Source organism: Campylobacter concisus, assembly GCF_002913545.1.
GTDB classification, from domain to species: Bacteria; Campylobacterota; Campylobacteria; order Campylobacterales; family Campylobacteraceae; genus Campylobacter_A; species Campylobacter_A concisus_AV.
This window is the reverse complement of the sequence record NZ_PPBR01000085.1, coordinates 1-20,525: the sequence shown is the minus strand read 5'-3', so window position 1 is coordinate 20,525 and position 20,525 is coordinate 1. Positions and strand designations below refer to the sequence as shown.

23 protein-coding genes and 1 pseudogene are annotated in these 20,525 nt (G+C 39.0%); 21 read left to right on the top strand and 3 right to left on the bottom strand.

All coding sequences use genetic code 11. From position 1 onward, the window contains the following. Positions 1 to 12 precede the first annotated feature (12 nt). From CYP05_RS04875 to CYP05_RS04815, 13 genes are all read left to right on the top strand, one after another. On the top strand, positions 13 to 453 hold the full coding sequence (locus tag CYP05_RS04875) for a hypothetical protein (RefSeq protein WP_002939255.1): 441 nt from the start codon (positions 13 to 15) through the stop codon (positions 451 to 453). Positions 454 to 502: 49 nt separating this feature from the next. Next, the gene (locus CYP05_RS04870; RefSeq protein WP_103642162.1) at positions 503 to 1,054 is read left to right on the top strand and encodes a DUF507 family protein; all 552 of its coding nucleotides are present in this window, start codon (positions 503 to 505) and stop codon (positions 1,052 to 1,054) included. Further along, positions 1,054 to 2,172, top strand: coding sequence for a glutamine-hydrolyzing carbamoyl-phosphate synthase small subunit (carA, locus tag CYP05_RS04865; RefSeq protein WP_103570631.1), 1,119 nt, complete (start codon positions 1,054 to 1,056; stop codon positions 2,170 to 2,172). The genes CYP05_RS04870 and carA overlap by 1 nt, the downstream gene beginning before the upstream one ends. 22 nt (positions 2,173 to 2,194) lie before the next feature. Beyond that, on the top strand, positions 2,195 to 2,839 hold the full coding sequence (locus CYP05_RS04860; protein WP_103642166.1) for a sulfite exporter TauE/SafE family protein: 645 nt from the start codon (positions 2,195 to 2,197) through the stop codon (positions 2,837 to 2,839). Further along, entirely contained in the window at positions 2,832 to 3,572 is a 741-nt protein-coding gene (locus tag CYP05_RS04855; RefSeq protein WP_103642161.1) for a sensor histidine kinase, read from the top strand. Before CYP05_RS04860 ends, CYP05_RS04855 begins: the two co-directional genes overlap by 8 nt. Next, positions 3,565 to 4,248, top strand: a complete 684-nt coding sequence (locus CYP05_RS04850) for a response regulator transcription factor (RefSeq protein WP_009294849.1) — start codon at positions 3,565 to 3,567, stop codon at positions 4,246 to 4,248. Before CYP05_RS04855 ends, CYP05_RS04850 begins: the two co-directional genes overlap by 8 nt. Before the next feature lie 92 nt (positions 4,249 to 4,340). Continuing rightward, entirely contained in the window at positions 4,341 to 5,831 is a 1,491-nt protein-coding gene (gene ccoN, locus CYP05_RS04845; RefSeq protein ID WP_009294848.1) for a cytochrome-c oxidase, cbb3-type subunit I, read from the top strand. After that, a complete protein-coding gene (gene ccoO, locus CYP05_RS04840) occupies positions 5,831 to 6,496 on the top strand; it encodes a cytochrome-c oxidase, cbb3-type subunit II (RefSeq protein WP_002939297.1) in 666 nt (221 codons plus the stop codon). The genes ccoN and ccoO overlap by 1 nt, the downstream gene beginning before the upstream one ends. Positions 6,497 to 6,505: 9 nt before the next feature. Then, complete coding sequence (locus CYP05_RS04835; RefSeq protein ID WP_002939259.1) at positions 6,506 to 6,718, top strand: cytochrome c oxidase, cbb3-type, CcoQ subunit; 213 nt, start codon at positions 6,506 to 6,508, stop codon at positions 6,716 to 6,718. Further along, positions 6,706 to 7,569, top strand: a complete 864-nt coding sequence (locus tag CYP05_RS04830) for a cbb3-type cytochrome c oxidase N-terminal domain-containing protein (protein WP_103642160.1) — start codon at positions 6,706 to 6,708, stop codon at positions 7,567 to 7,569. The genes CYP05_RS04835 and CYP05_RS04830 overlap by 13 nt, the downstream gene beginning before the upstream one ends. Next, positions 7,569 to 7,781, top strand: coding sequence for a DUF4006 family protein (locus CYP05_RS04825; RefSeq protein ID WP_021084770.1), 213 nt, complete (start codon positions 7,569 to 7,571; stop codon positions 7,779 to 7,781). Before CYP05_RS04830 ends, CYP05_RS04825 begins: the two co-directional genes overlap by 1 nt. Before the next feature lie 106 nt (positions 7,782 to 7,887). Then, positions 7,888 to 8,457 (top strand): hypothetical protein, encoded by a 570-nt coding sequence (locus tag CYP05_RS04820; RefSeq protein WP_103642159.1) that lies wholly within the window; start codon positions 7,888 to 7,890, stop codon positions 8,455 to 8,457. After that, complete coding sequence (locus CYP05_RS04815; protein ID WP_103642158.1) at positions 8,450 to 8,917, top strand: FixH family protein; 468 nt, start codon at positions 8,450 to 8,452, stop codon at positions 8,915 to 8,917. The genes CYP05_RS04820 and CYP05_RS04815 overlap by 8 nt, the downstream gene beginning before the upstream one ends. Before the next feature lie 81 nt (positions 8,918 to 8,998). On the opposite strand, the gene CYP05_RS10145 is transcribed toward CYP05_RS04815, so the two are convergent. The 3 genes from CYP05_RS10145 to CYP05_RS04795 all read right to left on the bottom strand — a co-directional run bounded on the left by CYP05_RS10145 (position 8,999) and on the right by CYP05_RS04795 (position 11,320). After that, on the bottom strand, positions 8,999 to 9,127 hold the full coding sequence (locus tag CYP05_RS10145; protein ID WP_258031521.1) for a hypothetical protein: 129 nt from the start codon (positions 9,125 to 9,127) through the stop codon (positions 8,999 to 9,001). Between the two features lie 105 nt (positions 9,128 to 9,232). Then, complete coding sequence (nhaA, locus tag CYP05_RS04805; protein ID WP_103642157.1) at positions 9,233 to 10,393, bottom strand: Na+/H+ antiporter NhaA; 1,161 nt, start codon at positions 10,391 to 10,393, stop codon at positions 9,233 to 9,235. 339 nt (positions 10,394 to 10,732) lie between these two features. After that, on the bottom strand, positions 10,733 to 11,320 hold the full coding sequence (locus CYP05_RS04795; RefSeq protein WP_103642156.1) for a flavin reductase: 588 nt from the start codon (positions 11,318 to 11,320) through the stop codon (positions 10,733 to 10,735). Positions 11,321 to 11,470: 150 nt separating this feature from the next. Between CYP05_RS04795 and CYP05_RS04790 the strand changes: the two genes are divergently transcribed. From CYP05_RS04790 to CYP05_RS04755, 8 genes and pseudogenes are all read left to right on the top strand, one after another. Beyond that, entirely contained in the window at positions 11,471 to 13,816 is a 2,346-nt protein-coding gene (locus CYP05_RS04790; protein ID WP_103642155.1) for a PD-(D/E)XK nuclease family protein, read from the top strand. After that, positions 13,813 to 16,632 carry a RecB-like helicase gene (locus CYP05_RS04785; protein WP_103642154.1) on the top strand — a complete coding sequence of 940 codons (2,820 nt, stop codon included), beginning with the start codon at positions 13,813 to 13,815 and terminating at the stop codon, positions 16,630 to 16,632. Before CYP05_RS04790 ends, CYP05_RS04785 begins: the two co-directional genes overlap by 4 nt. An 80-nt stretch (positions 16,633 to 16,712) precedes the next feature. Further along, the gene (gene rplM, locus CYP05_RS04780; RefSeq protein ID WP_002939292.1) at positions 16,713 to 17,141 is read left to right on the top strand and encodes a 50S ribosomal protein L13; all 429 of its coding nucleotides are present in this window, start codon (positions 16,713 to 16,715) and stop codon (positions 17,139 to 17,141) included. Between the two features lie 2 nt (positions 17,142 to 17,143). Beyond that, a complete protein-coding gene (rpsI, locus tag CYP05_RS04775; protein ID WP_002939337.1) occupies positions 17,144 to 17,533 on the top strand; it encodes a 30S ribosomal protein S9 in 390 nt (129 codons plus the stop codon). A gap of 154 nt (positions 17,534 to 17,687) precedes the next feature. After that, positions 17,688 to 18,704, top strand: a complete 1,017-nt coding sequence (locus CYP05_RS04770) for an OmpA family protein (protein WP_009294838.1) — start codon at positions 17,688 to 17,690, stop codon at positions 18,702 to 18,704. 72 nt (positions 18,705 to 18,776) lie between these two features. After that, a complete protein-coding gene (locus CYP05_RS04765; protein WP_103642153.1) occupies positions 18,777 to 19,415 on the top strand; it encodes an HAD family hydrolase in 639 nt (212 codons plus the stop codon). A gap of 307 nt (positions 19,416 to 19,722) precedes the next feature. After that, positions 19,723 to 20,013, top strand: a pseudogene (locus CYP05_RS04760) (hypothetical protein); the annotation flags it as partial. Further along, on the top strand, positions 20,010 to 20,276 hold the full coding sequence (locus tag CYP05_RS04755; protein ID WP_103642152.1) for a hypothetical protein: 267 nt from the start codon (positions 20,010 to 20,012) through the stop codon (positions 20,274 to 20,276). The pseudogene CYP05_RS04760 and the gene CYP05_RS04755, both read left to right, overlap by 4 nt. Positions 20,277 to 20,525: the final 249 nt, after the last annotated feature.

The following is a 20,525-nucleotide window of genomic DNA, read 5'->3' as shown; positions in this document are numbered from 1 at the left end:
AAAGGAGAGCTTATGAAAATTTTTAATGCATTTTTTACTGGCATTATATTTGTTCTTGCTCCTATTTTTACGCTATTTGTCGGAATTTACAACAACTACTTTTCATTTTATGGCATAAACGAGTATTTCAATGTGATTTTTGTGGATAATGTGCCTTTTTTGTGGCTTTTACCTGTGTTTTTTATATTTGGCTATTGTTTCTTTTACGCGCCATTTAGGAAAATTTTTAGAGCCTTTTATCTGCTCTTGCTTGTGCTTTGCGCACTTAGTTGGTATCCTGATTTTGGACGAAGCTTGGGCGAGGCTTATTTTATGAGTAAGCCACTTGAGATGGATCTATCTTCAAATTTACAAAGCGAGCAAAAAACAAGCGGCAAAGTCCTTTATGATGGACGAAGAGAAATTTATTTTTTAAGAAGTGACAATGATAAAGTCGTTAAAATTTCAAAGTAAAGTTTTACCTTTATTTAGTTACAATGGCATAAAAATTTAAAGGTTTAAAATGCGCATAAAACTTCCACACGTACCTTATGTCTCACATAAAATAGCAATAGATCTTTTAAACTGTGGTTTTGTAAAGTTAAACAAAGGTATCGAGCCAATCGTAGCAAAAGCAAGTGAAATTTTAACTACTGACGTTCAAAAAGAAAGAGCGCTAGATGAGCGAGTAAATGAGCTTTTAGAGAAAAACGAGGACGAGATGCAAACTATGCAAATCGACCGCAAAAATATGTTTTGGCTCGTTAAAAAGAAACTTGCTGGCGAATTTGACGTCATTTTAACTCATGAAGATAGAGTTAGCAATGTTGCCCACAAGATACTTGAAGCTATCTGGAAGAGCGATTTAGTCGAGTATAACGTATCAGAAAATCGCGTGAAAAATGTCATTTATAGCTCGATAGATGAGTATCTAAAAAGTTATGAGAAGATAGAAGATAGCGTCTATGAGATGATGCAAAACTACAAACGCAAACTTATCCCTGGAACTGACGAATACGACCTGATTTTCGAGCGTTTGTATCAAGATGAGCTTAAAAAAAGAGGAATGCTTTAATGAAAGCTTATATTTACATTGAAAACGGCGTTTTTTTAGAGGCAAAAGCCTTTGGTGCTCACGGCGAGTGTGCAGGCGAGCTCGTTTTTAATACCTCAATGACTGGCTATGAGGAGATCATGAGCGATCCAAGCTATGCTGGTCAGTTTATCGTCTTTACTATGCCAGAGATCGGCATCGTTGGCATAAACGAAGATGATATGGAGAGCCTTAGAATTCACGCAAGTGGCGTCATAATGAGAAACTACAATGAAATTCCTTCAAACTACCGCTCGCAAAAATCTTTAGGCAAATTTTTCGAAGAGCAGGGCAAATTTGGCGTTTATGACGTTGATACTAGATATTTGACAAAAATGCTACGTGATGAAGGCGCTTTGATGGCTTATATCTCAACGCAGATAAGCGACAAAGACGAGCTAAAACGCAGGCTTGAAAGTAGCGGACGGATAGAAAATATAAACTATGTAAAAACAGTCAGCGCAATGGATGAGTATGAGCACAAAAAAGGCGCTTGGGATAGAAATTTAAAGTCATATAAACCGCTAAAAAGTATCGGCAAAAAGATAGCTGTTTTTGACTTTGGCGTAAAGAGAAATATTCTAAATGAACTATGCGAAACCGGTCTTGAGGTCATCGTCGTGCCACACGATACTAAGGCTGAAGTTTTGATAGATAAATTTAAAAATGGCGAGATAAACGGGGTATTTTTATCAAATGGTCCAGGCGAGCCAAAGAATTTAAAGGCCGAAATCGCTGAGATCAAAAAGATGATAGAGGCAAAAATCCCGATATTTGGCATCTGCCTTGGACATCAGTTGCTTTCAAATGCCTTTGGATACGAGACATATAAACTTAAATTTGGTCAGCACGGAGCAAACCATCCAGTCTTAAATTTAGAGACAAAAGCGATCGAGATAACAACGCAAAATCACAACTACAACGTGCCAGAGAGCATCGCAGAAGTAGCGGTTGTGACACATAGAAATTTATTTGACAACACGATCGAGGGCGTAAGATACAAGGACTATCCGATCTTCTCGGTGCAACACCACCCAGAAGCAAGCAGCGGCCCTAACGAGAGCAAATATATATTTAAGCAGTTTTTAGAAATTTTATAATATGCAAAACATAAGCCTTTACATGATTATCTCAGTTGCGCTTTTGAGCAGCTTTAGTCATTGTGTGGGTATGTGTAGCGGGTTTTTGAGCTTGCAAGCTCTATTTTTTAAAGGCAAAAGCAAGAGTGAAATTTTAATGCTAAGCACGCTTTATAACCTAGCTAGAATTTTTGCTTATGTGGCTTTGGGAGCTTTGTTTGGCGCTTTTGGAGCAGCTATTAGTTTTGGTATGCAAGCAAGAGGCGTGATATTTTTCATAGTTGGCTTAGTGATCGCATTTATCGGTATCGCCTTGCTTTTTAGGGGCGAGCTTTTAAAATTTGTTGAGAGTGAAAAAGCACTTAAATTTATAGTAAAAATGGCAAAAACAAGCGTGCAAAAGAGAAATTTGACAAATTTCTTACTGCTTGGCTTTTTAAATGGTCTTTTGCCTTGTGGCGTGGTCTATTATTTCTTAGCGCTTGGAATTTTAAGTGCAAACGTAGCTGACGCATCCTTAATAATGCTTATCTTCGGGCTTTGCACCTTACCAGCGATGTTGCTAGCTAGTTTTGTTTTTGGCTTACTAAGAGAGAAATTTAAAGAGATCATGTTTAAGCTCTCAGCTTGCATAATGATCTTAAACGGACTTTATCTATCATTTTTAGGATATAGAGCAAATGCCTAGTTTAAATTTAGATGAAAATTTTTTATCAAGTAGCGATGGCATAAGGATTGCTAAGCTTGCGATGATGGGCGAGATGATGGCAAATATAACTCACCAGTGGAAGCAGCCGCTAAATGAGCTAAGCCTAGTTTTATATAAGATGAAAAAGCTCGCTGGTGACGAAGATGGTGAATTTATCGGCTCTTATGAGAGGGCTATGCAGATCATAAAGTATATGTCAGAAACTACTGATGAGTTTAGCTCGTTTTTAAATCCAAACACACTTTCTCAAGAATTTAGCCTAGCAGACGCAGCTAGAGCATCGATACAGATCGTAAAAGGTGTAATGAAAAAAGAGGGCATTCATATAGAGCTTGAGGTGCTAGGGGACTCTAAAATTTATGGTCATAAAAATAGGCTCATGCAAGTCATCATAAATTTACTAAATAACGCAAAAGACGCACTAAATTTACAAAAGATAGAAGATAAAAATATAAAAATAAAGATTGATAGCGATGAAAAATTTGCTTACCTAAGCGTAGAAGATAATGGTGGTGGCATAGATAAAAATGTGATAGATGAGATCTTTAAGCCATATTTTACCACCAAAGAAGATGCCAAAGGCACTGGCTTAGGACTTTATATGTCAAAGCAAATAATCGATCAATTTAACGCAGAAATAACAGCGGGCAACAGCGATAATGGAGCCTGTTTCTTAATAAAGTTACCACATAAGGAGAAAGTAAATGAGTAGAATTTTAAAAAATCTAACCGTTTTACTAGTCGAAAACAATAGTGATAGCAAAAAGATTATTTATGATATATTAATTGATAATTTTGAGAAGGTTATTACAGCTCAAAACGGTGATGAAGGTTTGAAAAAATTTAAAAAATATAATCCAAATATGGTAATTACCGATGTTTTTATGCCAATTATTGATGGTCTTGATATGGCGAAATGCATCAAAGAAATTTCTAAAGATACTCCAATTATAATTTTGAGTACTCATTGTGAAAAAGAAACTTTATTGAAGGCTATTGATGTTGGTATTGATAAATTTCTTATCAAACCAATCATGCCAGGTGATTTTTTAGAAACTATAGAAAATGTTGCAAAAAATAAGATAGAAACAACAAATATCATCAAAATTGGAAATGGATATAGTTTTAATAAGATTAAACGTGTGTTAATTAGAGAAGGTGTTGAAATTTCACTTACTAAAAAAGAGCTTGCATTTGTGTCATTGCTTATAAAAAGATTTGGTACTCTTGTATTGCATGATGAGATTAAAAGTGTTGTTTGGGTTGGTGAAAGTGTTACAGAAGCTGCTATTAGAACCTTTGTTAAACGTGTCAGAGATAAAGTTGGCAGTAGTTTTATAAAAAATGTCCCAGGGCTTGGTTATAAAATAGAGCGAAAGATCTCTTAGTAAAAGATAATTTATATTAATTAAGTTTTTTTATAGTCCTTATACTTTAAAATAACGAATCATTAATATAAATTTAACTAGGAGGATATTTTATGCGACCATCTCAGCTACTACACTATGATTATAGTGTAGCAAAGCTATTCATGTTTGCCACGATACTCTTTGGTATCATAGGCATGGTTGTTGGCGTAGTTATAGCTTTTCAAATGGCCTGTCCAGAGCTTAACTACATAGCCGGCGAATATTCGGCGTTTGGGAGGTTGCGTCCTCTTCATACTAATGGCATCATTTTTGGCTTCATGCTCTCAGGCATCTTTGCCACTTGGTACTACATCGGACAGCGTGTTTTAAAGGTCTCGATGAGCGAGTCGCCATTTTTGATGTTTATCGGCAAGCTTCACTTTTGGCTATATATGCTTGTTATGATTTTAGCTGTTGTTACGCTTTTTATGGGTGAGAGCACAGCTAAGGAGTATGCCGAGCTCGAGTGGCCATTAGATATCGCAGTGGTTGTTGTTTGGGTACTTTGGGGTGTTAGTATATTTGGCCTAATCGGTATCCGCCGTGAAAAGACACTTTATATCTCAGTTTGGTACTACATCGCTACATTTTTAGGCGTTGCGATGCTATATCTATTTAACAACATGGAAGTTCCAACAAGACTTGTTAGCGGATATGGCTCATGGCTACACTCTGTCTCTATGTACGCTGGCTCAAACGACGCTTTGGTTCAGTGGTGGTACGGCCACAACGCGGTTGCATTCGTTTTTACAGTGGCGATCATCGCTCAAATTTATTATTTCTTACCAAAAGAGAGCGGTCAGCCGATATTTTCATATAAATTATCGCTATTTTCATTTTGGGGTCTGATGTTCATCTATCTTTGGGCTGGCGGACACCACCTCATATACTCTGCTACGCCTGATTGGATGCAGACTATGGGTTCAGTCTTTTCTATCGTTTTGATCCTGCCTTCATGGGGCTCAGCGATAAACATCCTTCTTACGATGAAGGGCGAGTGGGCGCAGCTTAGAGAGAGTCCGCTTATTAAATTTATGGTTCTAGCTTCGACATTTTATATGTTCTCGACACTTGAAGGCCCGATACTTTCTATTAAGTCTGTAAATGCTCTAGCGCACTTTACTGACTGGGTACCAGGACACGTTCACGACGGCGCACTTGGCTGGGTTGGCTTTATGATCATGGCGGCACTTTATCACATGACGCCGCGCGTGTTTAAGCGTGAAATTTACTCAAAGTCGCTAATGGAAGCTCAGTTTTGGATACAAACAACAGGTATCGTCTTGTACTTCGCGTCTATGTGGATCGCTGGCATCACGCAAGGTATGATGTGGAGAGCGACTGATAGCTACGGAAATTTACTCTACTCGTTTATAGATACGGTTGTCGTGCTTATCCCATACTACTATATAAGGGCTATTGGCGGACTTCTTTATCTAGTTGGCTTCTTGATGTTTGCTTATAATATCTACAAATCAACTTCTGCTAAAGCTATCTTAGCAGAGCCAAAAAGCGCTTCGCCTATGGGTGGCGGGGCAAAAGCTAGCGCGGAGGTGATGTGATGTTTGCTTGGTTAGAAAAAAATCCATTCTTTTTTGCAGTTTGCGTCTTTATAGTCATCGCTTACGCTGGCATAGTTGAAATTTTACCAGACTTTGCAAACAGAGCTAGACCGCTTGAGGGCACAAAGCCTTACACCGTTTTAGAGCTAGCTGGCAAAAACATCTATATGCAAAATGGCTGCAACACTTGCCACTCTCAAATGATCCGTCCGTTTAAAGCTGAGACTGATAGATACGGTATGTACTCGCTAAGTGGCGAATTTGCCTATGATCGTCCGCACCTTTGGGGCTCAAAAAGAACAGGCCCAGATCTTATGCGTGTGGGCAACTATAGAACGACTGACTGGCATGAAAATCACATGCTAAATCCAGCCTCAGTAGTACCAGGCTCGATCATGCCAGCATATCCATTTTTATTTAAGAAAAATGCTGACATAGAGACTGCTTACGCTGAAGCGCTAACGGTCAAAAAGGTCTTTAACACGCCTTATGACGAAAAAGATATGCCAGCTCTTGGCACGCTAGAGCAGACAAATGCTAACGTCAAGGCTGAGGCTGCAGCTATCGTTGAAAATATGAAAGATGAGCAGGTAAAAAGTGCATTTGAAAAAGGTGAAATTCGCCAGATCGTAGCACTGATCGCTTATCTAAATAGCCTAAAGTAGGAGCGTAAGATGGAGAACATTAGAGAGTTTCAAGCTTATGGCTATTTTTTCTTGACAGCATTTTTGGCGATCACTTTGTATGCTTATTTTTTTCATCTTTATAAGAGCGAAAAAACTGGTAGAAGAAACTATGAGAAGTACTCAAAACTAGCGCTTAACGATGAGATCGGTGGCGAAATTTTAGAGCGTAAGGCTACAAAGGAGAGCGTATGCAATGGCTAAATTTAGAAGATAATGTAAATTTACTAGCTCTTATAGGAGCAGCTCTAATCATCGTGCTTACCATCGTTGTAGCTGGCAGGTATGTAGGGCAGATGAAGGTTAAAAAAGATGAGAGTGTTGAGCTTAGCGAGCACAACTGGGACGGCATAGGAGAATACAAAAACCCTGTCCCACTTGGCTGGGCGGTCGTCTTTTTACTAGCGCTAGTTTGGGCGGTTTGGTACTATTTGCTAGGCTACCCACTAAATTCTTACTCACAAATCGGCGAGTACAACAAAGAGGTCAAAGAGGCAAACGCTAAATTTGAAAAAGAGTATGCAAACCCAAGCAAAGAGACGCTTCACGCTATGGGCGAAAGTATCTATCTCGTGCAGTGCTCAGCATGTCACGGCATCACAGGCGATGGCATAGGCGGCAAGGCTGCAAATTTACAAATTTGGGGCAGCGAAAAAGGTATAGTCGAGACTATACTAAATGGCTCAAAAGGGCTTGAATACCCTATGGGCGAGATGCCAGCAGGCTTAGCTGACGCTGATGGCGCAAAGGCGATCGCAGCTTACGTAGCTAAAGAGATAAGCGCGATAAAAAGCACTAAAAATGAAAATTTAGTAGCCACTGGCAAAGAGCTTTACGCTGCATGTGCCTCATGTCACGGCGAAGATGGCAAGGGCATGGATGGTATGTCGGTCGATCTTAGCAAATATGGCTCAGCTAGTCTTGTGGCTGACGTGCTAAATCACGGCAAAAAAGGAGCGATCGGCACTATGCCTAAATTTAATGATGGCAGGCTAAATGAGATCCAGCAAAGCGCAGTTGGCGAGTACGTCATATCGCTATCAAAGGGCGAATAATGGAAAATAAAAATAGAAATATCTTTGCCTTAAACGGCATTAGCGGATTTTTAATAGCGGTGGTGCTTTTGCTCTCTATCCTAGCGGTGCTTACATACGTTGGCATCGGCTTGCAAAAAGAGGTCGCAACCAAACCTTACTCACTAAAAGATGCAGCTAGCATCGAGATGAAGAGCGTAGATAACGCTAAACACGTCATTGTAAAGGAGTAGCGATGCTAGGCATAATAGAAAAAGCCATTATCCTGCTAATAGTCGTCGCAGGCGCCATTTGTGCCTGGTCAGTACTTACGCCAAATCACCTATTTGTAGGCTAAGCTTGAAGAAATTTGCACTCATTTTTATCATTTTGCTGTGGCAAAATTTGGCTTGGGGTGCAAATTTTGTTATCAATGATGATGGAATTTTAAGCCAAAAAGTGAGCCAAAAGCTAAATGAGATCGGCAGCGAGCTTTATCAAAAAAGTGGCATAAATTTAATAGTTGGCGTATATAAAGATGGCGAGCTGGACGCGCTTTTTAAAGAGCAAAATTTAAGCTCGCCCTTTGTGTTTTTAGCGCTCATAAAAGATAAACAAAAGGTTGAAATTTTTAGCGATACAAACACTTCAAAGCTCTTTAACAAAGAGCAAATTCTAAGTGTAAGCCCAGAATCAGGTACCATTATCCCCATTTTGGTCTCAAAAAACGGCAAAGATGTCTATAACGCCGCTATCTTAAACGGCTACGCTGATATCGCCGAGCAGATCGCTGAGAGCTTAAATTTAAAGCTAGAAAGCGGCATCGGCAGCTCGAACAAGACGACCTTAAATTTCTTGCGAATTTTCATCTACGGCTTGATTGCATTTTTCGTGCTCATAATCTTTTATAAAAAGGTAAAAAATGGCTAAAAAGAGCTTTTGGCCTTATGGCATCGTGCTTAGCATAGTCGCTATCATCTTGGCTTGTGCCGCGACCATCGTTGTTGCGATCAACAACCCAGTCGAGATGGATAGCGCTTATATGCAAACTCATCAAAGCGTCGATGAAAACATCACATTTATAAAAGAGAGCGAGGCTAGGTTTGATGAGAAATTTGACCTTAAATTTGAGCCATTTAAAGGTTTGCAGGGTAAGTTTAAATTTCTTCTAACGCCAAAAAATGGCAAAATTTCAAGCCTTAGCTATGAAATTTTACTAACCCGCCCACAAACAAACAAAGATAACAAAACATTAAGCGCCTCATGGCAAGAAAACGAGCTTGTAAGCGAGAGTGTTGGACTAAAAGAGGGCAGGTGGCAGCTACTTTTAAGGCTAAATGATAAGCAAGATACGAGATATTATAAATTTGATTTTAACGCTACAAAGTAAGTTAAATTTGCATCTAAAAGTTTTTAGCCAAGGTTAAAATCAAATTTAAATTTTTACTTTCTAGCCAGCCAAAACGCTTACTCAAACCTCTTTAAAGCCAAAATTTAAGCCCAAACGCTTGCCAGTTTTAACGTACTCTTTAAATTTATAGATGAGCGGCGAGTATTTTTTAGTATCTAGCTTTTCATCTTTTAACAAATTTTCATCCACAAAGATGCCAACTATCTTACAAGTGACTATACAAAACCACTCCTTTATCTCGCACTTTTCTATGATCGTTTCTATCTGTATCTTGCACTCTTTTATGCGCGCGCTTTAGTTTTTGGCGCTAAATTTAAGCAATATAAACCCGACGGCGCCCGAAACTACCGAACCTAGCAAGATAGCGAGCTTGTCGGTGTAGGCAAAGGCATCCGTGTCGTTGTAGGCTAGGCCGTTAACGAAAAGGCTCATCGTAAATCCTACGCCGCAAAGCACGGCGATGCCGTAAAGCTGGATGAAATTTGACCCTTCTGGCAGCTTGGCTAGTTTAAATTTGATTGCCAAAAAGCTAAAAGAAAATACTCCGACTTGCTTGCCGACGAAAAGCCCCAGCGCCGTGCCTAGCGCGACCGGAGACAAAATCTCGTCCAGTCCGACGCCTCGCAGTGAGATGCCTGCGTTTACGAAGGCAAATATCGGCAGCACGCCAAACGCCACCCAGCCGTGCAGGTCGTGCTCGATGCTTTTTAGCATAGATTTGCCCGGCTCGTCTTTAAAGCTAAGCGGTATGAAAAAGGCCGCCACGACGCCGGCAAGCGTGGCGTGAACGCCAGATTTTAGCACCGCTACCCACATCACCGCGCCTACGATTAGATACGCCGCCTTGCTCTTTACGCCGAGTCTGTTTAGCGCAAAAAGTGCGGCTAGGCAAACGCTCGCGACCGCAAGCATTTGGGCGTTAAGCTCGCTCGTGTAAAATAGCGCGATAATCACGATCGCGCAAAGGTCGTCGACGATCGCTAGCGTCATGAGAAAAATTTTTAAACTAGTCGGTACGCGAGGCCCGAGTAGGCTCAAAACCCCCAGAGCAAACGCGATATCCGTCGCCGTCGGTATCGCCCAGCCGCCAAGTGCGAAGGAGTCGTGCTTCGTAAAAAGATAGAAGATAACCGCGGGCACTATCAGGCCGCCTGCCGCGCCGATGGCAGGCAGCGCGATTTGCGACGGATTTTTTAGCTCGCCCTCCAGCACCTCGCGCTTTAGCTCAAGTCCGATGAGAAAGAAAAATACCGCCATCAACCCGTCGTTCACCCACAAGATCAGGGGTTTGCTTAGTCCGTATTCGCCGAAGCTCACGGTAAATTTGGTCTTTAAAAATTCGTTGTAAAAATCACTCAAAAACGTATTTTGACACAGTAGCGCCGCGACCGTAGCGATCATCAGCAAAATCCCGCCGCTGGCTTCGTGTTTTAAAAACTCTTTTATTCCGCCCATTTTGCTTCCTTTTTATAAATTTTGGCGATTATAGCGTATTTTTCGCTCGCATAAAATTCGGGCGAATTTGGCTATAATCAAGTCAAATTTAAAGGTAAATTTAGTAGACGCGTCGCTAAAATTTGCCATGCCGCGCTTGCGGGAGCAGGACGCTTGCGCACGGTTTTTATAGATTAAGGAGCGAAAATGAATGAAATTTTAGATATATGTAAGCGTGCAAAGGCTGTTTGCGGCGAGCTTTTGAGACTTGATAGCAGGGCTAAATTTGCATCTAAAAGTTTTTAGCCAAGGTCAAAATCAAATTTAAATTTTTACTTTCTAGCCAGCCAAAACGCCAGTTCAAACCTCTTTAAAGCCAAAATTTAATCCCAAACGCTTGCCAGTTGTGACGTATTCTTTAAATTTATAGATTAGAGGCGAGTATTTTTTAGTATCTAGCTTTTCATCTTTTAACAAATTTTCATCCACAAAGATGCCAACTATCTTGCAAGTGACTATACAAAACCACTCCTTTATCTCGCACTTTTCTACGATCGTTTCTATCTGTATCTTGCACTCTTTTATGCGCACGCTTTTTGCCTTTATGCCTGGCTCTTTGTGCAAATTTGCTACCTTAAATTTATCGCTTTCATAGCTGTATCCAAGGGCTCTTTTCTCCTCCGGCACCTCCTCGTCGCCTGTTAGTTTTTCTATCTTTTTTATAGCTTCAAGCAAGCTCTCATCACATAAATTTAGCGTGATATCTGAGCCATTTTGGATGTTTTTATAGCCTTTGTTATCAACTCCGATGCCAAGCACCACGCTATCTCCTAGCGTCCAAGACGATGAAAGCACGGTGATATCGTCTCGCCCTTTTTGATCTTTTGTGGTGGCAAGCAAAACCGGAAAGCCGTAGTAAAAGCCAGATCTGTTTAACTCTTTATGCATTTTTGCTCCTTTTTGAAATTGTATCCCCCAGCACTTTAAGGCTTAAATTTTTAATGAATTTAGAAAAATTTTCAAAGCTTAGCTTAAGTGAGAAAAAGCGCTCTTTTATCAGCTTTTGGCTATCATTTTTTAAAAATTTAAGAGAGAAAAATGCGCAATCTAAATCAACTTTTCGTCTTTACAAACTCGCGTAAGATCAGGGAATTTAACGCTGGTTTTAATGACGAGCTAATCCCAAAGAGCCTAAGTATCGCCGAGTTTTATAAAAAGGCCGTTTTTGTAAAAGGCCGCTTTGAGTGCGATAGCACCTACGCTTTGGTGCTTATGAACAGAGCCTGTGCCAGCGTCAAAGAGGCAAACTCGGTGCTTAAAATCCCAACTGAGTTTTTTGAGTTTTTGAAAAATAACGACTATCTTTTTTCATTTTTTAAAGAGCTAGCTATCAGCAAAAAGAGCATTGCTGAGATAAAATTTAACGACATTTACGCTGATTTCGAGGAGCATTTAAGCATACTTGAAGCGGTTTTAAAAGAGTATGAGAGCTTGCTTGATAAAGAGGATCTTTATGATGATATAACCCTGCCAAAAATTTACTCGATAAATGAAGCTTACATAAAAAGTTTTAGTGAAATTTCACTGCACATTGATGGCATTTTAAGCGAGTTTGAGTGGGAAATTTTAGAGAAAATTTCAAAACTAACCACGCTAAAAATTATCTTTCAAACTAGCGTTTTTAATAAAAAACTAATCGAAAAGATAAGGCAAATTTCAGCCATTAGCGAGTTTGAAAACTATAAAAAATATGAGCTAAATTTAAACACAAATGAGCTAGTTTGCCTAGAAAATATCACAAAATTTGAGCCAGTTTTAGTAAGAAATTTCGCCACAAGAAGCTTGCAGTGTGCCTACGCTATGGCAAAGGCGAGCGAGTTTGTGCGTGAGGGCATAAAGCCTGAAAATATCGCAGTGATCTTACCAGATGAGGGCTTTAGCGAGATTTTAAGGCTTCATGATAGCGCTAAAATTTTTAACTACGCTATGGGTGAGAGCTTTAAAAATACAAAATTTTATGAGGCACTTTACTACATCACAAGAGCGATCAATGAAGAGGCAAGCCCAGTTTTTGATCAAAGCAAGTGTGAGAGCTACGAGGAGCTTGGATTTATCTTAAGCGAATTTGGCGTGAGCGAGCAGCTTTTTGAGAAATTTAAGGCTGGCTATTTTGAGCTGTGTGAATTTGGCAAATTTAAAGAGCTAATGGATGAGCTTTTGGTGCTTGAAAATGAGCCAAGATGCGAAGAGAAGCTCGCACTTGAGCTTTTTAGGATGGAGAATTTATGCAGGTATTTTAGCTTTAGCTTAAAACAGCTAAGTGAAATTTTCTTGCTAAATATCTCGCGCCTAAGCATTGACGACGTGGGCGGCGGAAAGATCAGCGTCATGGGTATGCTAGAGAGCCGTGGGATGAAATTTGATGGCGTCATCATAGTTGATTTTAACGACAACTTCATCCCAGCAAGAAGCGCAAACGAGATGTTTTTAAACTCAAAAGTGAGGCAAAAAGCTGGGCTTATAAGCTATATTGAGCGCGAGAATTTGCAGAGATTTTACTACGAAAGCCTCATAAATAACGCCAAAAAAGTGGCGATAAGTTGCTGCGTAAATGAAGAGAGCATACCTTCAAGATTTTTAAAAAATTTCAAAACGATAAAAGATGAAAAATTTAGCGACGAGGCCTATTTGAAGCTATTTTTAAAGGGAGAGGCGAGCTTAAATTTAAGTGATGATGAGGTTATTTTAGAGCATGATTTCTTCGCAAATCCACTCTCGTTTTCGACGCTAAATTTATTTCTAACCTGCCCAAGAAAATACTACTACACAAAGATAGCCCACATAGATGCGCCAAAAGCTATTGCAAGCGAGCTTGGCACAAAGCAAGGAAATAGCGTTCATAGCGCACTTTTTGAATACTATACGAGTGAATTTTATAAGCAAAACAACACCTTTGATCTAGCCGTTTTTAAAGAGATGCTAGCAAAGCAAAATCTTACGCCACTTGAGTTTGAAATTTGGACGCATAAATTTAAAGAGTATGAAATTTATGAAAACGAGCGCTTAAGGGCCGGTTTTAGGGTGCTTGAGTGCGAAAAAGAGGTGCAAAGCGAGTTTTGTGGCGTACAGATAAAGGGATTTATCGATAGGATCGACGTTGGCGCAAACGGCGATGTGCTTATACTTGATTACAAAACGGGCGAAGCAAATGTAAATTCGCTCCAGCTTGCATTTTATGAAGCACTTTATGGCGGCAAGGTGCGAAGTGCCTACTATGCCCTAAAAAACGAGCCTAGCTTAGTTAGCTCTAAAAAAAGCGTAGAGGATCTAAGCGGCGAGATAAAAAAGCTAAAAACCATAAACAAAACCAAGATAAACTTTGAAAGAAAGAGCGGTGCTTGCGCATTTTGCGAATACGTCACACTTTGTAGGAGAGAGTTATGAAAAATTTTTTAGCCCTAAAAGCAAGTGCTGGAAGCGGTAAGACTTTTGCGCTGAGCGTTCGCTACATCGCTTTGGTGCTTCGAGGCGAAAATATAAACGAGATCGTCGCTCTAACTTTTACAAAAAAGGCAGCAAACGAGATGAAAGAGCGCATAATCGCCACTTTTTTGGACTTGCAAAACAAAAAAGGCGAGCTTGAAGCGGTGTGCGCAGAGCTTGATATAAGCCAAGATGAGGCGATAAAAAGGCGAGATGAGAGGCTTAGCGTCTTTTTGCAAAGCGAGCTAAAAATTTATACATTTGATGCATTTTTCTCTGGGATTTTGAAGAAATTTAGCCAAAATTTAGGGCTTAGTCCAGACTATAGCGTGCAAGATAGTTTGCAAGATCTGGCGTGGAAAAAATTTGTAAAAGAGGCGAGCAAGGATAAAAAGCTTCTTAGTGAGCTAGCACTTATGATGATCATTTCAAGCCAAAAAGAGGCTAGCTTTTCGCAGACTTTGGCGAAATTTTATGAAAGCTTTGGCGGCGAGCTAAAAGATAGTGGCGCAAGCTATCCAGATGATAGCAAAGTAAGGGCGGCGCAAAGGGCGATAAATGAGCATATAGCCTTGCAAAATGGCGCTAGCGATGTGGCCAAAAAGACATTTGGCGAGCAGAATTTATTTGAGCTATTTAAGAGTAAGGTTTTTGCTAGAGAAAGCCTAGACTACCGCACTTTTAGCAAAATTTACACAAGTGAGCTTGATAGGCTCTTTTTTGAGCTAAAAGAGGCAGCGAAAAACTACATTTTAGAGGTCGAAAGGTATAGGCTAAGTGGCTTTAGCAAGCTATTAAAGCTTTATAAGGCTTCAAATTTGGAGCTAAACAAAGAGATAAATGCGCTAAGTTTTGCTGGTATAAACAAGCTGGTTTTTAAGCTTTTGGTGCAAAATTTGGATAAAGAGGCGCTTTATTTTAGGCTTGATGGCAGGATAAATCACCTCTTAGTTGATGAGTTTCAAGATACAAACGTGATCCAGTATGAGATCATCTTGCCACTCATCGCTGAAATCGTCTCTGGATACGGACAAAACGGGCTTGGAAGCTTCTTTTACGTGGGCGACACGAAGCAGAGTATCTATAAATTTAGGGGTGGCAAAAAGGAGCTTTTTGACAAGCTTGGAGATGATTTTAGTCAGATAGATATAGAAAATTTGCCAAGCAACTACCGAAGTTTGAAGGCTTTGGTGAAATTTAATAACGCCGTTTTTGAAGAAATTTATCATAGATATGGGCTTAGTTTTGAGCCACAAGAGCCAGCTAAAAAAGATGAGACGCTAAATTATGAGGTAAGTGGCGAGTGTGCGTATTTTGAAGTAGAAAAAGACGACTACGGCTACTTGCGTGTGCTAAGTGATGAAGATATCGCAGGTGCGGTAGTTTCGCAAGCAAGTGAGCTTTTAAAAGCTGGCGTAAATGCAAGCGATATAACCGTGCTTTGCTGGAAAAATAGCGACATTAGCCTCATCTCAGAAGTGCTTAGTAGCGCAGGGATAAAAAGCGTCAATGAAGGCACTTTGGAGCTAAAAAGAACGCCGCTTGTCGCTGCTATCATCGAGTATGCAAAATTTTGCCTATTTAAAGAAGAAATTTATGAAAAAAATGTAAAAGCGCTAGTAAATGCAAATGTCAAAAAACTAAGCATAAAGCCAGAAGTGAGCGCGACAAATAGCCTATTTTACCTAGCTAAAAATTTAGGCATAAACATGGCAGACGTTGATATCTTGAGACTGTTTGAGCTAAGCGCGGGGTATAAAAATTTAAGTGATTTTATATTTAACCTTGAAAATTTTAGCTCTAAAATCAGCCCAAAAAGTAGCGACGGCGTGAGAGTGATGACCGTGCATAAGTCAAAGGGGCTTGAGTTTGATAACGTCATAGTTTGCGACATGATGGGCAAGGGTAGGGGTGATGATTCAAATTTCATAACCGAATACAGCGAAAAAGGCGAGTGGATCGTAAAGAGCAGAATTTCTGGCAGGGAAAATTTTGATAGCGACTACGCAAGCGTTTTAGAGCAGATGAAAGAGCTTGAAAAGCAAGAAAATATCAATAAAATTTACGTCGCTTTCACAAGGGCAACAAAGTCGCTCATCATCATCAAACAAGCCGTACCAAGCGGAAACAGCCCAAGCTTTTTTTCATTTTACACAAGAAGTGACAAGAGCGAAGCAAATGACTATCTTGATCTAAAAGAGTTTAGCTTTGGCAAAATTTTGCCTAGCAAGAGCGAGCAAAAAGAGGCAAAAAATGATGAAAAAATGCCTGAAATTTTAAAGATAGAGAGGCAAGAGGTTGAGGCGAAAGAGCAAAAGACGAGTGGTAAAAATTTAAGTGCGATATATTTTGGTCTGGCGTTTCACTATCTGCTTGAGATGAGCGAGAAATTTGATGAAATTTCACTAGAAAAAGCTAAAAATTTGATGCTAAATAAATTTCATAAATTTTTGTCACTTGAGGCACTTGAAGATGCCTTTGCTAGGGCAAAAATGCTTATAAAAGAGCCAAAATTTATAGAGTGCATAAAGGGCAAAGAAATTTATAAAGAGCAGCCATTTAAAGTAAAAAATGAGCTAAAGCAGATGGATCTTTTTTGCTTTAATGAGCGTGAAATTTGCGTGATTGATTATAAAACGACAGATAAAAATATAGAAGAGAACAAAAAACAAGTGAAAGAGTATAAAGATGCGCTCGCTAAATTTTATGAAAAACATAGTATAATCGCCGTCATTTTCTATGCACTTGAGGGCAAAATTTCATATATTGAAGTTTAAACGCTACTTAATTTAAGCTTTGTCAAAGCATTGTTTAAATACAATCACAACTCAAAAATTAACTTGGCAAAGGTAAGAAAATGACAAAAATAACAAAGCCAAACGAAGTTAAGCGAGACTGGATCGTGGTTGATGCAGCTGGTAAGCGCTTTGGTAGATTGCTAACTGAGGTAGCAACTATACTTCGTGGCAAAAACAAACCATGCTTCACGCCAAACGTAGATTGTGGCGACTATGTTATCATCATAAATGCTTCTAAAGTAGAATTTACTGGTAATAACAAAGCTGAAGATAAACTTTATCACAGACACTCAGGATATTTTGGCAGCGTAAAGAGCGAGAAATTTGGCGATTTGATAGCAAATAAGCCAGAAAAACTATTTAAATTAGCTGTTCGTGGCATGCTTCCAAAGACAAAACTTGGAAGAGAGATGATAAAAAAACTAAAAGTTTATGCTGGCAGTGAGCATCCTCATACGGCACAAATAGCTAAAAAAGAAGGAAAATAATTATGGCAAAAGTTTATGCAACTGGTAAAAGAAAAACTGCCGTAGCAAAGGTTTGGATAAAGTCTGGAAGCGGTAAAATCGTAGTAAATGGTATGGATCTTAACACTTGGCTTGGCGGTCACGAGGCTATCAAGCTTAAAGTTATTCAACCACTTTTAGTAACAAAACAAGAGAGTTTAATAGACGTAGTAGCTACAACTTTAGGTGGCGGTTATTCAGCACAAGCTGAGGCTTTAAGACACGGCATTTCACGTGCTTTAGCTGATATGGATGCTGATTTTAGAGCGGCACTTAAACCAAAAGGCTTGCTAACTAGAGATTCTCGTGTTGTTGAACGTAAGAAATTTGGTAGAAGAAAGGCTAGAAGAAGCCCACAATTCTCTAAACGTTAATGGTTTTTTGCAAGTGCTTTTGCATTTGCAAAATTTAGGTTATGTAAATTTCGAATTTACATTATTAATTAAATTAGAATTTAGAGTTGGTTTATATTTTTTTAGTTAAAATGAAACCACTTTAAAATAATCCCTATTTGAAAGGAATTCTATTATGAAAAAGATTGCTTTAGCTATGGTTGCCGCAACAGCGGTTTTTGCGTCTAACGCAGCATACAACTATGAGATCACTCCAACTATCGGTGGTGTTCATCCAGAAGGAAATTTACGTGTAAAAGACCACAATTTTGTTGGTATTAGAGCGGCTAGAAACCTTGAAGATTTCTTCTTTGATCAAGTTGAACTTGGTGTTGATTACTCTCAAAAACTTAAAGAGAGAACAGGTAACGTTGTAAGAGAGGGTAGAGCTCTTAGATACCACGCTAACCTTGTAAAAAATATCGTTGATTTTGGACCAGTTAGCCTATATGGTTTAATCGGCGCTGGTTATGAAGATGTTCCAGCTATTTTTGTTAAAAACGAAGATGGCGGTTTTGGTCAATACGGTCTTGGTTTAAGATATCAAGTAACTGATAGATTTGCTCTTAAAGCAGAGGCAAGAGATGCTATTAAATTTGAGCACGCTGATCATAACCTATTCTATTCACTAGGCTTTGGCATCGGTCTTGATTCAAAAGCAGCTCCAGTTGTAGCAGCAGCTCCAGCAGCAGCTCCAGCAGCAGCTCCAGCTCCAGTTCTTGATGATGACAATGATGGCGTGCCAAATGATATCGATCAATGCCCTAACACTCCAGCTGGTGTAGTTGTTGACGAAAGAGGATGCGAGAAAGTTATCGTTCTTAGAGACCTAGATGTTAACTTCGCATTTGATAGCTACAAAGTTGGACCAAAATATGCAGCTGAGATCAAAAAAGTAGCTGACTTTATGGGTGAACACCCAGATTATAAAGTTGTACTTGCTGGTCACACTGATAGCGTAGGTGCAGAAGCTTACAACCAAAAACTATCTGAAAAAAGAGCAAAAGCAGTGGCTGAGGTTCTTGCTGGTTACGGCGTAGAAAAAGCTAAAATTTCTACAGTTGGTTATGGCGAACTTAAACCAATCGCTACAAACAAAACTAAAGAAGGTCGCGCTCAAAACAGACGTGTTGAAGCTACTTTCAATAAATAATTTTATTATTTAAAATTACTTCTTTAGGGCTTGGCTTCGGCTGAGCCCTTTTTTATTTCTGCGGAGATTATCATGAAAAAAACTATACTTTTTGACTTAGACGGCACACTTATAGACTCTACTTCTGCTATTTTAAAAGGCTTTGATGCGGCGTTTTTGGCTCACGATAAAAAAGTGCCAGATCATGATACACTAAAATCTCTAGTAGGATATCCGCTTGAAATAATGTTTGAAAAACTCGGTGCAGATAAAAATTTGCTTGCCGACTATGTAAAAGAGTATAAAGCTTGCTATGAGAAGATCTATTTAGATGAGACTGTGCTTTTACCGCATGCTATGGATGCTTTAAAAGAAGCTAGCACGTTTGCTGATGTTGGTGTTGTTACGACAAAGACATCAAAATTTTCTATCATTTTACTTGAGCATTTGGGCGTTATGAAATTTATAAAAACGGTTGTTGGACGAGATGATGTCGTTAATCCAAAACCAGATCCAGAACCTATAAATTCAGCTTTAAAGAGACTAGACAAAGAAAAAGATAATGCCTTTATGGTTGGCGATACCATAATGGATCTAAAGGCTGCTAAAGCTGCTCTTATAACGGGCGTTGGCCTTACATGCGGATATGGTAAAGAGTCTGATTTAAGGCAGTTTAGCGAGCATATATTTGCAAATCCACATGAGGCTGTCAGCTTTATCAAAGAAGCATAATAGTGAAAGTTTATTAAGGCTCCTAAGTCTGATACCATTTAAACGTAAATTTATTCATAAATTTTTTGTTTTAACTTATTACAAAACGCTTTAGATAGATAAAAAAGAATTTTATAATTTCATATCAAAAATACCTGCTGCTATTTGATTAATCTAGATAATTCTTCTTTTTAGTAAATTCTGCATTTGATTTGTTATTTTAGATAAATTTGCTAGCAAGATATGCAATAAATATGCTTGTATTAGAAATTCGTTAGGTAGAGACTTTGTTGGTCTCGAAAAGGAGCCAGAATTTATAAATATTGCACTTTTAAGCGAAGCTGGCGTGGAGGCTGAGTTTGTCTATAAGATAAGCGAGGGCAGACCAAACGTCGAAGATAGACTAAAAAATGGCGACATAGCACTTGTTATAAATACAAGCGATACTAAATCAAGCGTGGATGATGGCAAAAAGATCCGCCAAAATGTACTTAGATTTAAAATTCCATATTTTACAACTATCCGTGCAGCACTTGCAGCTGCTAAGTCACTAAGCACAGTTCAAACTGGCAAAGCACTTGAAGTAAAAAGCTTGCAAGAGTATCTAAGCGAGAAATGAACCAAAAAGAGTGTGCAATAGAAGCGTTAGCTAGCCTTGGTGGCATGACAACGCTTTTTGATCTTTACCATAAAACTGATGTTAGCACTTGGGGCAGCAAAACCCCATTTGCTAGTATAAGACGGATAGTGCAGACTAATAAAGAATTTTATAAGGTCAGAGCTGGACTTTGGGGACTTTGTGAGTTTAGAGATAAAGTTTTAGCCAAAACAGGCGATAGCAAGAGTGAGCAAAATGAGAAATTTACACATTCTTATTTTTAAGGTGTTACGCCAAGATAGTAAATTTAAGTCATTTCCAAACATTTATCCCTGCTTAAGATAAGAACAAAATTTATAAATCAGATAAGAAACTTTTCGAGCTTGTAAGCTTGAGTAAAAAATAATAAATTTAGTGGCAGTTTTATCTGCCACTAGCTAAATTTCACTTCTATTTAATTAGCTATTTTTTAAAGCACTAGCTACCTTTAGAGCGCTTGCAAATGCAAAATGCAAGTTATATCCGCCAAGCAT

What these genes read in the sequence shown, in the direction of transcription:
- CYP05_RS04875 (WP_002939255.1), top strand. Translation starts at nt 13, where the DNA reads ATGAAAATTTTTAATGCATTTTTTACTGGCATTATATTTGTTCTTGCT.
- CYP05_RS04870 (WP_103642162.1), top strand. Translation starts at nt 503, where the DNA reads ATGCGCATAAAACTTCCACACGTACCTTATGTCTCACATAAAATAGCA.
- carA (WP_103570631.1), top strand. Translation starts at nt 1,054, where the DNA reads ATGAAAGCTTATATTTACATTGAAAACGGCGTTTTTTTAGAGGCAAAA.
- CYP05_RS04860 (WP_103642166.1), top strand. Translation starts at nt 2,195, where the DNA reads ATGATTATCTCAGTTGCGCTTTTGAGCAGCTTTAGTCATTGTGTGGGT.
- CYP05_RS04855 (WP_103642161.1), top strand. Translation starts at nt 2,832, where the DNA reads ATGCCTAGTTTAAATTTAGATGAAAATTTTTTATCAAGTAGCGATGGC.
- CYP05_RS04850 (WP_009294849.1), top strand. Translation starts at nt 3,565, where the DNA reads ATGAGTAGAATTTTAAAAAATCTAACCGTTTTACTAGTCGAAAACAAT.
- ccoN (WP_009294848.1), top strand. Translation starts at nt 4,341, where the DNA reads ATGCGACCATCTCAGCTACTACACTATGATTATAGTGTAGCAAAGCTA.
- ccoO (WP_002939297.1), top strand. Translation starts at nt 5,831, where the DNA reads ATGTTTGCTTGGTTAGAAAAAAATCCATTCTTTTTTGCAGTTTGCGTC.
- CYP05_RS04835 (WP_002939259.1), top strand. Translation starts at nt 6,506, where the DNA reads ATGGAGAACATTAGAGAGTTTCAAGCTTATGGCTATTTTTTCTTGACA.
- CYP05_RS04830 (WP_103642160.1), top strand. Translation starts at nt 6,706, where the DNA reads ATGCAATGGCTAAATTTAGAAGATAATGTAAATTTACTAGCTCTTATA.
- CYP05_RS04825 (WP_021084770.1), top strand. Translation starts at nt 7,569, where the DNA reads ATGGAAAATAAAAATAGAAATATCTTTGCCTTAAACGGCATTAGCGGA.
- CYP05_RS04815 (WP_103642158.1), top strand. Translation starts at nt 8,450, where the DNA reads ATGGCTAAAAAGAGCTTTTGGCCTTATGGCATCGTGCTTAGCATAGTC.
- nhaA (WP_103642157.1), bottom strand. Translation starts at nt 10,393, where the DNA reads ATGGGCGGAATAAAAGAGTTTTTAAAACACGAAGCCAGCGGCGGGATT.
- CYP05_RS04795 (WP_103642156.1), bottom strand. Translation starts at nt 11,320, where the DNA reads ATGCATAAAGAGTTAAACAGATCTGGCTTTTACTACGGCTTTCCGGTT.
- CYP05_RS04790 (WP_103642155.1), top strand. Translation starts at nt 11,471, where the DNA reads ATGCGCAATCTAAATCAACTTTTCGTCTTTACAAACTCGCGTAAGATC.
- CYP05_RS04785 (WP_103642154.1), top strand. Translation starts at nt 13,813, where the DNA reads ATGAAAAATTTTTTAGCCCTAAAAGCAAGTGCTGGAAGCGGTAAGACT.
- rplM (WP_002939292.1), top strand. Translation starts at nt 16,713, where the DNA reads ATGACAAAAATAACAAAGCCAAACGAAGTTAAGCGAGACTGGATCGTG.
- rpsI (WP_002939337.1), top strand. Translation starts at nt 17,144, where the DNA reads ATGGCAAAAGTTTATGCAACTGGTAAAAGAAAAACTGCCGTAGCAAAG.
- CYP05_RS04770 (WP_009294838.1), top strand. Translation starts at nt 17,688, where the DNA reads ATGAAAAAGATTGCTTTAGCTATGGTTGCCGCAACAGCGGTTTTTGCG.
- CYP05_RS04765 (WP_103642153.1), top strand. Translation starts at nt 18,777, where the DNA reads ATGAAAAAAACTATACTTTTTGACTTAGACGGCACACTTATAGACTCT.
- CYP05_RS04755 (WP_103642152.1), top strand. Translation starts at nt 20,010, where the DNA reads ATGAACCAAAAAGAGTGTGCAATAGAAGCGTTAGCTAGCCTTGGTGGC.